Raw genomic sequence first — 13,397 nt, forward strand, 5'->3', positions numbered from 1 at the left:
TTTATGCAACGCCTTTATTTAGGTAATCTGACAGCGTTAAATCCAACTGATCTTTGCCTGAAAGCAACACATCTTTAATAGGCCAATCAATATTAATTTGGCTGTCATTCCACGCTAAACAGCCCTCACTCTGCGGCGCATAATAATTAGTAGTCTTATACAAAAACTCCGCAGTATTGCTTAAGGTGACAAACCCATGGGCAAATCCTTCGGGGATCCACAGCTGTCGTTTATTTTCCTCGGACAGGTGTACTCCAACCCATTGTCCAAAGGTCGGCGAGCTTTTGCGGATATCGACCGCCACATCAAACACTTCACCCGCAACACAACGCACCAGCTTTCCCTGGGCATGGGGAGGCAATTGATAATGCAACCCACGCAATACCCCTTTAGACGATTTGGAGTGATTATCCTGCACAAAGTTAACCGGATATCCTACTGCCTCTTCAAACAACTTGTGATTGAAACTCTCAAAGAAAAAACCACGCTCATCACCAAATACTTTTGGCTCAAAAATAAGCACATCAGGAATCGCTGTCTTGATTACATTCATTTGTCTATCCATATTTAATTTAATCTTTATGGGGAAACATCTGCCCTCCCCCCATATAACATCAGACTTTGGCCACCATTCTTAACAAATATTGTCCATACGCATTTTTGACTAGTGGCGCAGCAAGAACACGGACTTGATCGGCATTAATGAACTTCTGGCGATAGGCAATCTCTTCCGGGCAGGCCACTTTCAACCCCTGACGGGTCTCGATGGTCTGAATAAAGTTGCTCGCTTCAATCATGCTTTCATGGGTGCCGGTATCAAGCCAGGCATAACCACGGCCCATCATGGCCACCGACAGATTGCCTTGCTCCAGGTAGATGCGGTTCACATCGGTGATTTCCAGCTCACCACGCGGCGATGGTTTCAGACTCTTGGCGATCTCCACCACGCTGTTGTCGTAGAAATAGAGGCCGGTGACCACATAGTTGCTCTTGGGCTCCAACGGTTTCTCTTCCAGAGAGATAGCGGTTCCCTCTTTATCAAATTCCACCACCCCATAGCGTTCAGGGTCATGCACATGGTAGGCAAAGACGGTAGCACCGCTCTCTTTGATGGCCGCCGCCGCCAACTGTTTCTGCAGGTCGTGGCCGTAGAAGATGTTGTCGCCCAGCACCAGTGCACAGGGATCTGAACCGATGAACTCTTCACCCAGAATAAAGGCTTGTGCCAACCCGTCCGGACTTGGCTGCACCTTGTATTGCAAATTCAGGCCCCACTGGCTGCCATCACCCAAGAGTTGCTCAAAGCGGGGGGTATCTTGCGGTGTGCTGATGATCAAAATATCCCGAATACCGGCCAACATCAGGGTGCTGAGCGGGTAGTAGATCATCGGCTTGTCATAGATGGGCAGCAGCTGCTTGCTCACCACCATGGTGACTGGATAGAGACGGGTACCTGAGCCACCGGCCAGAATAATGCCTTTACGTTTGGTCATGATGCTTGTTTCTTATTTTTAAATTGCAAAAGAAAAGGGTGGCTTTCGGCCACACCTTTCTGTTTTATCCCTGCCTGCCAAGGGTGCATTCACTACATCCCTGACCAGTAATTTACTTGCCGAGGATCTCGGTCAACATCCGCTCCACGCCGACGGTCCAGTCCGGCAGCACCAGATCGAAGGTGCACTGGAATTTGCCGGTATCAAGGCGGGAGTTATGAGGGCGTTTGGCCGGGGTCGGGAAGGCGCTGGTCGGCACCGCATTGAGCTGCGTAACCGCCAGTTCAACACCGGCTTCTCTGGCTATGGCAAACACCAGCTGGGCGTAGTCAAACCAGGTGGTGGTACCGGAGGCAATCAGATGGTACAGCCCGGCAACCTCGGGTTTGCTCTGCGCCACGCGGATCGCATGGGCGGTACAATCGGCCAGCAACTCGGCGCCGGTCGGAGCGCCGAACTGGTCATTGATCACTGACATCTCGCTACGCTCTTTGCCAAAGCACAGCATGGTCTTGGCAAAGTTGGCACCCCGAGCGGCGTAAACCCAGCTGGTACGGAAGATCAGGTGACGGGAACAAAGCGCGGCCCCTTGCTCACCCGCCAGCTTGGTTTCGCCATAGACGTTGAGCGGGGCGGTTGCATCAGTTTCCACCCAGGGGCGCTCACCGCTGCCATCGAACACATAGTCGGTGGAGTAATGCACCAACCAGGCACCCAATGCTTCCGCTTCTTTGGCTATCGCTGCCACGCTGGTCGCGTTGAGCAGCTCGGCAGACTCACGCTCGCTTTCGGCCTTGTCGACTGCGGTGTGGGCTGCGGCGTTGACAATTACGTCCGGCTTGACCAGACGTACCGTTTCGGCCACCCCTGCCGGATTACTGAAATCGCCGCAATAGTCGATGGAGTCAAAATCAACGGCAGTGATGCGCCCCAGCGGCGCCAGTGCCCGTTGCAGCTCCCAGCCTACCTGACCGTTTTTGCCAAACAGCAGAATATGCATCAGGCACGCTCCCCGTAGTGCTGTTCAATCCAGGACTGGTAGGCACCGCTCTTGACGTTGTTGACCCACTGCTGGTGATCCAGATACCACTGTACGGTTTTGCGAATGCCTGACTCAAAAGTCTCCTCAGGCTGCCAATCAAGCTCGGCGCTCATCTTGCTGGCATCGATGGCATAGCGGCGATCGTGACCGGGGCGATCCGCCACATAGGTGATTTGATCGCGGTATGAGCCCGCTTTGGGCACCATCTCGTCCAGCAGATCGCAGATGGTGTGTACCACGTCCAGATTCTGTTTCTCGTTATGACCGCCGATATTGTAGGTCTCTCCGACCAAGCCCTTGGTCACCACCTTGTAGAGCGCGCGCGCGTGATCTTCCACATAGAGCCAGTCACGGATCTGGTCACCCTTGCCATAGACAGGCAGCGGCTTGCCATCCAGCGCGTTGAGAATGACCAGCGGGATCAGCTTCTCGGGGAAGTGGTAAGGACCGTAGTTGTTAGAGCAGTTGGTGACGATGGTCGGCAGCCCGTAGGTACGCCGCCAGGCACGCACCAGATGATCACTGGAGGCTTTGGAGGCAGAATAGGGGCTGCTGGGGGCGTAAGGAGTGGTTTCAGTAAAGAGCGGCAATGCCTCACCGGCAGCCACTTCATCCGGATGGGGCAGGTCGCCATACACCTCATCAGTGGAAATATGGTGGAAACGGAAGGCCGCCTTGCGAACCTCGTCAAGGCCGTTCCAGTAGGCGCGTGCCGCTTCCAGCAACATATAGGTGCCGACAATATTGGTCTCGATAAAGTCAGCCGGGCCTGTGATGGAGCGATCAACATGGCTCTCGGCAGCCAGGTGCATCACCGCATCCGGCTGGTGCAGGGCAAATACCCGATCCAGCTCGGCACGGTTGCAGATATCCACCTGCTCAAACGCATAACGATCGCTTGTCGATACATCGGCCAAGGATTCCAGATTGCCGGCATAGGTGAGTTTATCGAGATTGATAACGGAATCTTGGGTATCACGGATGATATGGCGCACTACGGCAGAGCCGATAAAGCCTGCGCCACCGGTAACGAGAATTTTCATTCAAAAGCCTATATTACAACGTTAGAAATAAAGTGTTTCTTGCGACAGGATTAACTTTTTTTGATTCGGACAGAATCGGATGCAGGTACCTTAATCCCTTTCACCCATCGCCCAAACTTCCATGCATACGCCAAGCAAAGGGAATAAGCCACAAACAGCAACAGATAGAGCCCCATCATCAGCCACTCTGGCAACTTGGTCTGTTCGGCCAGAATACCGAAGAAAACAACACCCAGGTTGGCAACGACAATCAGCAATAGGGATTCGCGAGGGGTAAAACCGGCGTGCAGCAGAATATGATGCAGATGATTGCGATCCGGACGCAGAGGGGATTGGCCTTTGCGAATACGGCGGATCATGATGCCCACCATATCCATCAGTGGCAGGCCGATCAACCAGAGAGCAGTCACAGGGCGAAATGCCGGTTCCAGTTCGTAATGCTGTGAACCAAACAACACCAGATAGCCGATGATAAAGCCTAGGAACATAGAGCCGGCATCACCGAGAAATATTTTGCGCTTGAAAGGAGGGATATTGAGGTTCACCACCAGGTAGGGCACTAGGGCGATGGTGATAATAAGACAGATATGTGCCATATAAGGTATGGTATTGGTAAACAGGATCGCGAGGCCAACCAGTGAAATACCGGCCATACTGCCGGCAAGGCCATCGATACCGTCCATCATGTTGTAGGCATTGATAGCGGCACAAACTGCAACAACGCCAACCAACAAGTCAATAAATGGAATCGCGATGTTTCCGATGCCCAACACATCACCAAACTGGTGGAGACTGATATTGGTCGAGAGGCAGAGGGTAAGGATGAGCAAGGCTTGCAGGGTAAGTCTGATCCAAGGGGAGATATCCTTGGCATCATCGATGGCCCCGATCACCATCATGCCACCAGCACACGCCAGCATGATGATAACCCCACTCTGCAGTGGAAGCGTGAAGAAGACGCTGAGATACACCCCCAGACAGACTGCAATGCCACCAATCAGAGGAATTGCACCGACATGTTGTTTACGTTGATTCGGCAAGTCAACGAGTTGTAGCTTGGCAGACAGTGGACGCAAACAGGCGATAGCCAGCGCGGTTCCAACGAATGCAACCAGACCAGACGTTTCCATTTTTGTTTTATCCCTAGAAATGTCAGATACGCTCCTGATGGCGACCTGCTTTTTATTTGCTTGATGGCTGCCGGCACCTAGCCGGTGATAGACCAGTCAAGATCTACTCAAAAAACAACCTAACTATTGAAGAATAAAATGGCTACCGCCCCTGAGTTACAGCTCCCAGTGTGCTTGCAGCTTCTTCATATTGTTAAAGACATAACTAAATAAGTGTGCAATTTGCGATATCTTACTGCTGACAAGAAGTGCGACAAAAAGTTGCCATTCCTGATACTCATCATAACCCTGCTCATATTACACCTATACTTTCACGCAAGTGTGTGGGATAAATCCGAACAGGTGGGTCCACATTCTACCAGTGGTTTGCTGAAATAAGTAGCCAATCTAGTCCACGCTTGGCCCAGTCGACCAAAAAACATACAGAAAGAAACTGAAAAAAGCGCCCAAAATAGGCGAATTTATAAAAACTCAGCGATTGGCAAGCAAAAAATCTATGTTATGTGAGGGCAATTTAACAACATTATTACTTGGTGGTAGCTGCTGCTTGGCCAGCCACACCAGATCACAAATACCATCCGTCGGTTCGAAGGCTGCCGGGGCATGCATCAGGATGTCGCGCACTTGCTGTTGATCAAAACGGTGACAGGCATCATCCAGCGAGGCCAGCAAGGGGCGCAGTCGCGACCAGGGCAACCAGCTCTCTTGTGCCACCATGATCCGGGGATGTTCGGTTCCTCTGGCATCATCACCAATCAGTAACTCTTCGTAGAGCTTTTCACCCGGCCGCAAACCCGTCACCTCGATGGCGATATCACCATCGGGTCGTTGCTCATCACGCAGTGTCAGGCCGCTCAGGCGTATCATGCGTTTGGCCAGCTCCATGATCCGCACCGGTTGCCCCATATCGAGCACAAAGACGTCTCCCCCCTCCCCCATGGCTCCCGCCTGGATCACCAGCTGGGCAGCCTCAGGTATCGTCATGAAGTAACGGATGATATCGGGGTGAGTCAGGGTGATGGGCCCCCCTTTATCTATTTGCTGTCTGAATAACGGCACCACTGAGCCAGAAGATCCAAGGACATTGCCAAAGCGCACCATACAAAATCGGGTGTTGTGCTTCTCGCGGGTCAAGGCTTGCAAGATCAACTCGGCCAGACGCTTGCTGGCGCCCATGGTGTTGGTTGGCCGTACTGCTTTATCGGTAGAGATGAGCACGAATGTTTCCACCTCTGCCTCAATGGCCGCCTGTGCCGCATAAAGAGTGCCGAATACGTTGTTACGCACCCCTTCAATGATGTTGAACTCAACCAGCGGCACATGTTTGTAAGCAGCGGTATGGTAGACGGTCTGGATCCTGAAGCTCTGCATCACCGTCTTGAGACGATGTTGGCGCTGTACTGAACCCAGTAACGGCACCAGATCCGTTTCGATTCCTTCACGCTGGCACTGTTCACGCAGGTTCTTGTGCAAGACATAGAGGGCGTATTCAGATAGTTCGAACAGTACCAGGGTGGATGGTCGGCACCGCAAGATTTGGCGACATAACTCAGAACCAATGGAACCGCCGGCACCGGTCACCATGACCGCCTTACCTGTGATATTGGCCTCCATCAATTTGGCTACCGGCGCTACCGGATCTCTGCCCAACAGATCATCGATCGAAACCTCATTGAGCTGATCGATACGCGCAGAGCCATTGACTAGATCGGCCATTCCCGGGATAGAGAGCACTTCGCAAGAGAGGGGTTCAAGTGCATTGATCACTTCCTGACGACGAGCCCTGGTGCTGCTCGGCATGGCCAGCAAGATCTTCTGTACCCCATGGTAGTCAATCAAGGTTGGCAACTGGGCGCTGTTGTAGACAGTACACCCCTGGATCACGCACCCCTGTTTGGCGGGATCATCATCAACAAAGGCAACGGGATAAAACTCATTGCCTTGCAACAAGGCCATTTGCAGTTGTCGGCCCGAAGAGCCCGCGCCGTAAATTAATACTTGGGTACGCGCTAAACGGGTGGTATTGAGCAGCGCCCGAAAAAACAGCCGCACACCACCGACCAGCAGCACCAAAAAGGAGAGATAGATAACTGATACCGTTCTAGGCAGGAAGATATCGAAGTAAAACGCAGAGATGACAAAAAAGCAGGTTGAAAGAAGAGCCCCTAGCGAGATGGTCCAAAGTACCCGGAAACTGACATACCGAAGTACCGCACGATAAAGCCCCAGCCGCACAAACAAGCTAATGCTGACGATGATAATGGCGCCAAGCAAAGCCCAGTGATGAGGGCTATCAATGGGCCAGTTATGTTCAAGCCGGATCCAGTACGCCCCCCAATAGGTCATTGTGATCAGGATGATGTCGACGGTGACAGAGACTGCACGTTTGCTGGCACGTGACAAGGAACCCAGACAGGTCAGCAGCCAGCTGCCACCGGGTAAAAGCTCATTTCTCATTCTGGTACTCCTGCATTCAGGTGATACGCAAGATAAGCTAACGGCAAGTAGGCAATGACCAAGCCCATCACACCATCGAGCTGGCTCAATACAATCATGACAGCGATCGGCGCAAGCCAAAGGCTATTTATAAGAAGCACAGCCAATGTCACGTTTCGATGGCTATGCCAGCGCCTCGCAGCATATTGGAATGCATGAGTGCGATGGGCTTCACTCAGGCGGCACTTTAGACGATAGCGATTCAGCAAGGTCCAGGTCGCATCGACGACAAAGACCCCGAGCATGACCAGCCATGCCCACAGGAATTGAGGGGCAGAGGCGGCATCCAGCAGCATCAGGGACGCCAGCATCAAGCCAAGAAAACCACTGCCGCCATCCCCCATAAAGATCCTGGCTGGCGGAAAATTCCAACACAAAAAGCCCGCCGCCGAGATCCCCAGTAGCAGGGGCAAACTGGCAGATGACCACTCACCCCCAACGAGATAATGCAATAACGCCATGAACAGGCAGACGACAACGGCCTCACCTGCCGCCAAACCATCGATGCCATCCATAAAGTTGTACAGGTTGATAAACCAGATCACCCCCAGCCAAGCGATTAGATAACCAAACCAGGCAAGATCCAGCTGCCAGCCAAAGAAGGTCAGCTCTGGCAAACCATCAACAGCAGATACCACCAAGACTGCCGCCATGCTCTGCACAATCAGGCGGGTTCTGGGCTTGAGAGATATGTGATCATCGATAAAACCAACCAGTGCGATGGCCAACGCTGCTGTCCATATTAAAGCGAAACTACCATGAGATATGCCATAGGGCAGTGGCATCAGGGCGACAAACAAAGGCGCTGCCAGCAGAAAGGTCGCCACGATAGCCATGCCACCACCTCTCGGAGTAGGCACCTGATGTGAACTGCGATGATTGGGCTGGTCAAGCAAGTGGTTCAGAGCATAACGCCGGAGTAAACCAGTACCAGTAACTGAACAAAGCAGGCACAACATCAAAAAAAGAACAAATGCAAACATCAAGGTGACTCGTTATGGGAAGATGCCATCAGAGATAAGGTCTGAGAGAGCGAACAGGGTGCCGACCATTGTAATCGGCTCTGTGCCTTACTGGTATCCATTTCCAGAGAGCCATAAATACGCTGCAACTTGGAATCAATCCCCAAACAGCGGCCAAGCCCCCTTATCAACCTTGGTGGGGTATAAAACAGCCTACAGGGAACACCTTCTGCATCAGCAATCGCCGCAAGCAACTGCGATGTCGACACCGCAACGGGATCGGCGACCAGAAAGACCTGGTTCACTGCGGCTGGGTGCGCCATCGCATGGGCAATAAAGTCACACAGATTAGGCAACGCCAACAGGCTGCGCGCATTGGTCAAACGGGCAAAAGGGAGCGGGATCCCTTTGCGCACCCACGTCATCATACTGGCAAAGTTAGCCTTCACACCTTCTCCATAGATAAGAGGAGGACGGATGATGGTTACAGCCATACCACGCTCTTTCGCAAGCGCCATCAGCCCCTGCTCCGCCTCATACTTCGAGCGTCCATAGGGATCGTCTGGCGGACTTTGCACATTCTCATCAAATGGCTTGCCTGGCTCTGTTTGCTCGCCATTCACTTTGATCGAACTGATAAAGATAAAGCGCTTTACCCCTGCCTCCGCCGCCTGCCGGGCAAGAGCGAGAGTGCCCTCTGTATTCACAGCTCGAAAAGCCTCCAGGGGATCTGTCGCGGTATCAGACATCACATGCACCCTGGCTGCACAGTGAACAACCACATCCACCTGTTGCAATTGGGCTGTCCAGTTTGCACCGGCAGTCAAAAAGGGAGCCTGAACTTGGTACGAAGCAAGCGGACTACTGCGTACCGCACCTTTCACATTTTCCCCCAGACCAAGCAAGTGTTTACAGACAGCCTTGCCTACAAATCCGTTGGCGCCAGTGACTAGCACTCTAGATGGTACCATTGCGTTTATTTTCATCGCATTTTATGGTCATTAATCAGGCGCTGATACAGTTGCATGTAACGCTGGTTCATTACTTGAGCAGTGAAATTTTCTTCAAATCGCTTGCGCGCGTTAATGCCCATTTGGACAGCCATTTGGGGGTCACGCCATAATTGCTGCATGGCTGCACGCAAGGAGGCACTGTTAGCGGGTTCAGCAGCCAAGCCTGTTTCGCCGTGAATATTGATATAGGTAGTTCCGGTGCCAATTTCACAAGAGATCATGGGTTTGCCATACATGGCCGCCTCTAATAAGGTCATACCAAAGGCTTCTGAGCGAAGATGCGAAGGAAAAACCACCGCGTAACACAAGGTCAATAACGCATTTTTATCTTCATCCGCCACAGGCCCAACAAAATGAATATTTTTAAGTTGCAGTTTTTCCGCTTGATGTTTTAACTCCTGCTCACACGGCCCCTCACCGAGGACTACCAAGGGATAATCAAGGTCTTTAAGTGCCTCAAGCAGAAAAGAGAGTCCTTTATAATAACGCAAAAAGCCAATAAACAAATAGAACTTTTCTGGCAATGTGCTCCTCCACTTATTCAAGGTTGCCAAAGCGGGTTGGCGATAGGATCGTTCATCTAACCCATAGGGAATAACATCAGTTTCGCGCGCAAGTGATTGCAACACTGAACTGGTTTGTACGTAATTAGGTGTGGCAGCAACTACGGCATCCACCTTTTTAAGAAAATGCATCATCAGCGGTTGATAAAGCTGTAATAAATATTTTTGTTTAACGATATCTGAATGGTAACTCACCACGCATGGTTTATTCGGGCGCACCAATAAATGAACCAAATCCATATAAGGCCAGGGAAAGTGATAATGAATCACATCAGCCTGCGCTGCGAGTGTTTTAAACTGCATTATTGCAGACCACGATAAACCGGTTGAGGCCACATAAATATCTTGCTTAGCGGTGTGCACTTGGTGATTGGCAATATCAAAGGTTTGCTGCGGATTTTTAGCACTTAAGGTTAATACATCAACCTGCGCCCCCGCTTGCACCGCCCCTTCAGCTAACTGATAAATAACCTGCTGAATACCACCAAAGGCATCTGGGTAATATGTTTTAAAAAAATGAAGGATCCGCATTAGCTTTTTAATACCTTTTGATAAACTGCCATCGTTTGCGCAGCACACCTTTGCCAAGAAAATTGCTGTGATTGCAGCAATCCGTTAGTGATTGCTTGGCTGCGCCATATGTTATCTTCCAAACTGGTGAGCAAAAACTCACTGAGCGTGACCGTATCGTGCGGGTCGCACATCAAACCGGCCTCACCGACCACTTCGGGCAACGAAGAGGAAAGCGAGCAAACCACCGGCACCCCAGAAGCCATCGCCTCTAATACCGGCAGGCCGAACCCTTCATACAGCGAGGGAAAACAAAATGTTTTAGCGGCAGAAAACAGCATGGGCAAATCAGCGGCAGGTAAAAAGCCTAGGTAACGCGCCCACCCCTGCTGCTGCGCCAAGTTGATTTTTTCCATAATCTGTTCATTTTGCCAACCCTGATAGCCAGTCAATATTAAGGGATAACGCCGCCGAGTGGCTAACGGCAATCTGGAATACGCGTCGAGCAAAATCGTCAAGTTTTTACGCGGCTCTATGGTACCCACATACAACGAATAGCCTTGATAACTCAGGTGATATCTTTGTAGCACTGCTTGGCACTGCGCCGAGTCTCTGGGTTGAAAATGTGCGGAACAGGCCAACGGCACGGCAAAAATACGCTCAATAGGCCAGTTAAAATAATCGGCTAACTCTTGCCGGTTATAACGCGAATCGGTGATCAGGGCATCTGCAGTGGCGAGGGTATTTAAACACTCCTTTTGAATAAACCTGATCCGCTGTGGGGTGTTGCAATGCGGCCAAGTGAATGGAGAAAGATCATGAAAGGTGGCGACCTTTTTACCCGCAAAGGGAGGCAGAAAGAAATTAGGGCCATGATAGAGAAAGTCTTCATGTCCTTTTAATGCCTGCTTACGTAAATAAGGTATCAATAACCGATAGGCTTCAGATGCAAGATGGCTAGATTGCACCCAACGTTTTAGCGAATGGCTCTTGGCCGCCTTTTCTTGCGCTGTTGGCAGTTCTTGCAAAAAACGCCGGCCAGCAAAAAAGGCCAGCTCTTTTATTGCTGGGGTGTGTTGTAGGGCATTGGCGAGCTCCCATGTGTAACGGCCGATCCCGGTCAATGGAAAGCGGATCGGCTCGACAGATAAAATCACCTTCATGCTTGGTCTAACATCCAGCGCAATGTGTCGGCCAAGTCAAGTGTTTGCCAATCACCGATTAAAGAGCGCAATAAACTGGCATCGCCACACAGGGTTTTAACTTCATTGGCGCGCACAAAGGCGGGGTTAACTTGAATGCGCATGCGGTGGCCGGTGATCTGCTCGCACATGGCCATCACCTCTCGCAGGCTGTGGGTTTTACCAGAACAGACATTCACGGTTTGGCCAAATGCCTTGGCTTCAATCAAACGGCGATAAGCATTTACCAAGGTGCGCACATCGCTAAAGTCACGCCACACATCGAGGTTGCCCAGTTCAATGACATCAGCCTTTTTCTTAAAGTGCGCGACGATTTTAGGTAACAAGAAGCTGTCGGTTTGCCCAACACCGGTGTAGTTAAATGGGCGGGTAATGATAATCGGCAGGCGATCCATCCACAGCCGCGCCATATGCTCCATGGCTAATTTACTCACCGCATAATCATTGGCCGGATCGGGTAAGCTGTGTTCAGCTAACATCCCTTCAGAACGATTACCGTAGATATTGGCGCTGCTGGCTAATAAAACAGCTTTCGGTTTATAGCTGGCATTGGTTAATACTTCGAGTAAATTACGGGTGCCCTGAAAATTAACCTGATAAAAGCCATTGGCATCCCCATGGCCGACAAAGGCCAATGCAGCCAAATGAATCACCACATCTGGTTGTATTTGGTCGATCACCCGAGCCAGCGTGGTTTTATCGTTTAAATCAGCTTGAAAATAATTTTTAGCATCACTAGGATTAACGCCTAAACCAAAAACATCATAATCGGCAGCTATCATTTCAACAGCCATGTAATGGCCAGTGAACCCCTGGATGCCGGTAATTAAAACCCGTGACTTATTCATTATTAACCTTGGAAATAATAGCCAGCGACTATGACATCGCTGGCTTTAAAATTAGAAACTAAACCCTTGCTGATTACGGCGCAGATCTTCATTAACCATCATCTGGCACAACTCTTCCAGCGTGGTTTTGGGCTCCCAACCTAACACCTCTTTGGCTTTGGCCGGGTTTCCGATTAGCAATTCAACTTCTGCCGGGCGGTAGAACTTGGGGTTAACCTTAACCAGCACCTTGCCAGTGGCCACGTCAATGCCCACCTCTTGCTCGGCTTCACCTTCGAAGCACAGGGTGTAACCCGCCGCTTTAAATGCCATCGCCACAAAGTCCCGCACGGTTTCTGTGCGGTTGGTGGCTAGCACAAAGGTATCTGGCTCATCGGCTTGCAGCATGCGCCACATCCCTTCAACGTACTCTTTGGCAAAACCCCAATCTCGTTTGGCATCGAGGTTACCCAGCTCGAGCACTTCCAGCTTGCCGAGTTTGATCTTGGCTACCGAATCAGTGATCTTGCGGGTAACAAACTCTTGCCCACGCAGTGGCGATTCGTGGTTAAACAAAATACCGCTGCAACCGAAGATGCCATAACTCTCACGATAGTTAATGGTGATCCAGTGGGCATACAGCTTGGCAACGCCATAAGGGCTACGCGGGTAGAAGGGCGTATCTTCCACTTGCGGAATCGCCTGCACCTTACCAAACATTTCGGAGGTTGACGCCTGATAGAAACGGATCTTCGGGTTAACGATACGAATAGCTTCCAGCAAATTGAGCGGGCCAATGCCGGTGATCTCGGCAGTGGTCGCAGGTTGGTCAAACGAAACACCCACAAAGCTTTGTGCTGCCAGGTTATATACCTCAGTCACGTGGGTAGTTTGCAACAAGCGAATGCTGGCAGACAGATCGGTCAGGTCATATTCCACCAAATGCAGGTTAGGATGCTTGGCAATACCCAACTCTTCAATGCGCCAAAAGTTCACTGAACTGGTGCGGCGATAAGTACCATATACGGTATAGCCTTTGTCTAACAATAACTCAGCCAGATAGGCACCATCTTGGCCAGTAATACCTGTAATGAGCGCAATGGACATAAAAAACCT

Annotated in this window: 12 protein-coding genes; all 12 read right to left on the reverse strand. The window is 51.0% G+C overall.

Annotation, left to right across the window (positions count from 1 at the left end):
* Nucleotide 1: 1 nt before the first annotated feature.
* The 12 genes from rfbC to gmd all read right to left on the reverse strand — a co-directional run bounded on the left by rfbC (nt 2) and on the right by gmd (nt 13,388).
* Nucleotides 2-553, reverse strand: coding sequence for a dTDP-4-dehydrorhamnose 3,5-epimerase (gene rfbC, locus ACW5XD_RS15875; protein ID WP_456495679.1), 552 nt, complete (start codon nt 551-553; stop codon nt 2-4).
* 61 nt (nt 554-614) lie between these two features.
* Entirely contained in the window at nt 615-1,493 is an 879-nt protein-coding gene (gene rfbA, locus ACW5XD_RS15880; protein WP_456495680.1) for a glucose-1-phosphate thymidylyltransferase RfbA, read from the reverse strand.
* Between the two features lie 112 nt (nt 1,494-1,605).
* On the reverse strand, nt 1,606-2,493 hold the full coding sequence (gene rfbD, locus ACW5XD_RS15885; protein WP_456495681.1) for a dTDP-4-dehydrorhamnose reductase: 888 nt from the start codon (nt 2,491-2,493) through the stop codon (nt 1,606-1,608).
* Entirely contained in the window at nt 2,493-3,578 is a 1,086-nt protein-coding gene (gene rfbB, locus ACW5XD_RS15890; RefSeq protein WP_456495682.1) for a dTDP-glucose 4,6-dehydratase, read from the reverse strand. Before rfbB ends, rfbD begins: the two co-directional genes overlap by 1 nt.
* Nucleotides 3,579-3,628: 50 nt before the next feature.
* On the reverse strand, nt 3,629-4,708 hold the full coding sequence (gene wecA / locus ACW5XD_RS15895) for a UDP-N-acetylglucosamine--undecaprenyl-phosphate N-acetylglucosaminephosphotransferase (RefSeq protein WP_456495683.1): 1,080 nt from the start codon (nt 4,706-4,708) through the stop codon (nt 3,629-3,631).
* Between the two features lie 471 nt (nt 4,709-5,179).
* Nucleotides 5,180-7,165 carry a polysaccharide biosynthesis protein gene (locus ACW5XD_RS15900; RefSeq protein WP_456495684.1) on the reverse strand — a complete coding sequence of 662 codons (1,986 nt, stop codon included), beginning with the start codon at nt 7,163-7,165 and terminating at the stop codon, nt 5,180-5,182.
* Nucleotides 7,162-8,187 (reverse strand): MraY family glycosyltransferase, encoded by a 1,026-nt coding sequence (locus ACW5XD_RS15905; protein WP_456495685.1) that lies wholly within the window; start codon nt 8,185-8,187, stop codon nt 7,162-7,164. The genes ACW5XD_RS15900 and ACW5XD_RS15905 overlap by 4 nt, the downstream gene beginning before the upstream one ends.
* Nucleotides 8,187-9,152: a UDP-glucose 4-epimerase family protein gene (locus ACW5XD_RS15910; protein ID WP_456495686.1), complete on the reverse strand. Its 966-nt coding sequence runs from the start codon at nt 9,150-9,152 to the stop codon at nt 8,187-8,189. The genes ACW5XD_RS15905 and ACW5XD_RS15910 overlap by 1 nt, the downstream gene beginning before the upstream one ends.
* On the reverse strand, nt 9,149-10,321 hold the full coding sequence (locus ACW5XD_RS15915) for a glycosyltransferase family 4 protein (RefSeq protein WP_456495731.1): 1,173 nt from the start codon (nt 10,319-10,321) through the stop codon (nt 9,149-9,151). Before ACW5XD_RS15915 ends, ACW5XD_RS15910 begins: the two co-directional genes overlap by 4 nt.
* Nucleotides 10,273-11,415: a glycosyltransferase family 4 protein gene (locus ACW5XD_RS15920; RefSeq protein WP_456495687.1), complete on the reverse strand. Its 1,143-nt coding sequence runs from the start codon at nt 11,413-11,415 to the stop codon at nt 10,273-10,275. Before ACW5XD_RS15920 ends, ACW5XD_RS15915 begins: the two co-directional genes overlap by 49 nt.
* Nucleotides 11,412-12,302, reverse strand: a complete 891-nt coding sequence (locus ACW5XD_RS15925) for a GDP-mannose 4,6-dehydratase (protein ID WP_456495688.1) — start codon at nt 12,300-12,302, stop codon at nt 11,412-11,414. Before ACW5XD_RS15925 ends, ACW5XD_RS15920 begins: the two co-directional genes overlap by 4 nt.
* A gap of 51 nt (nt 12,303-12,353) precedes the next feature.
* Nucleotides 12,354-13,388: a GDP-mannose 4,6-dehydratase gene (gmd, locus tag ACW5XD_RS15930; protein WP_456495689.1), complete on the reverse strand. Its 1,035-nt coding sequence runs from the start codon at nt 13,386-13,388 to the stop codon at nt 12,354-12,356.
* Between the last annotated feature and the right edge of the window lie 9 nt (nt 13,389-13,397).

The organism is Aeromonas enterica, assembly GCF_054052465.1.

Bases quoted from the DNA above. Each gene is read 5' to 3' on its own strand.
- rfbC (WP_456495679.1), bottom strand. From the start codon at position 553: ATGAATGTAATCAAGACAGCGATTCCTGATGTGCTTATTTTTGAGCCA.
- rfbA (WP_456495680.1), bottom strand. From the start codon at position 1,493: ATGACCAAACGTAAAGGCATTATTCTGGCCGGTGGCTCAGGTACCCGT.
- rfbD (WP_456495681.1), bottom strand. From the start codon at position 2,493: ATGCATATTCTGCTGTTTGGCAAAAACGGTCAGGTAGGCTGGGAGCTG.
- rfbB (WP_456495682.1), bottom strand. From the start codon at position 3,578: ATGAAAATTCTCGTTACCGGTGGCGCAGGCTTTATCGGCTCTGCCGTA.
- wecA (WP_456495683.1), bottom strand. From the start codon at position 4,708: ATGGAAACGTCTGGTCTGGTTGCATTCGTTGGAACCGCGCTGGCTATC.
- ACW5XD_RS15900 (WP_456495684.1), bottom strand. From the start codon at position 7,165: ATGAGAAATGAGCTTTTACCCGGTGGCAGCTGGCTGCTGACCTGTCTG.
- ACW5XD_RS15905 (WP_456495685.1), bottom strand. From the start codon at position 8,187: ATGTTTGCATTTGTTCTTTTTTTGATGTTGTGCCTGCTTTGTTCAGTT.
- ACW5XD_RS15910 (WP_456495686.1), bottom strand. From the start codon at position 9,152: ATGAAAATAAACGCAATGGTACCATCTAGAGTGCTAGTCACTGGCGCC.
- ACW5XD_RS15920 (WP_456495687.1), bottom strand. From the start codon at position 11,415: ATGAAGGTGATTTTATCTGTCGAGCCGATCCGCTTTCCATTGACCGGG.
- ACW5XD_RS15925 (WP_456495688.1), bottom strand. From the start codon at position 12,302: ATGAATAAGTCACGGGTTTTAATTACCGGCATCCAGGGGTTCACTGGC.
- gmd (WP_456495689.1), bottom strand. From the start codon at position 13,388: ATGTCCATTGCGCTCATTACAGGTATTACTGGCCAAGATGGTGCCTAT.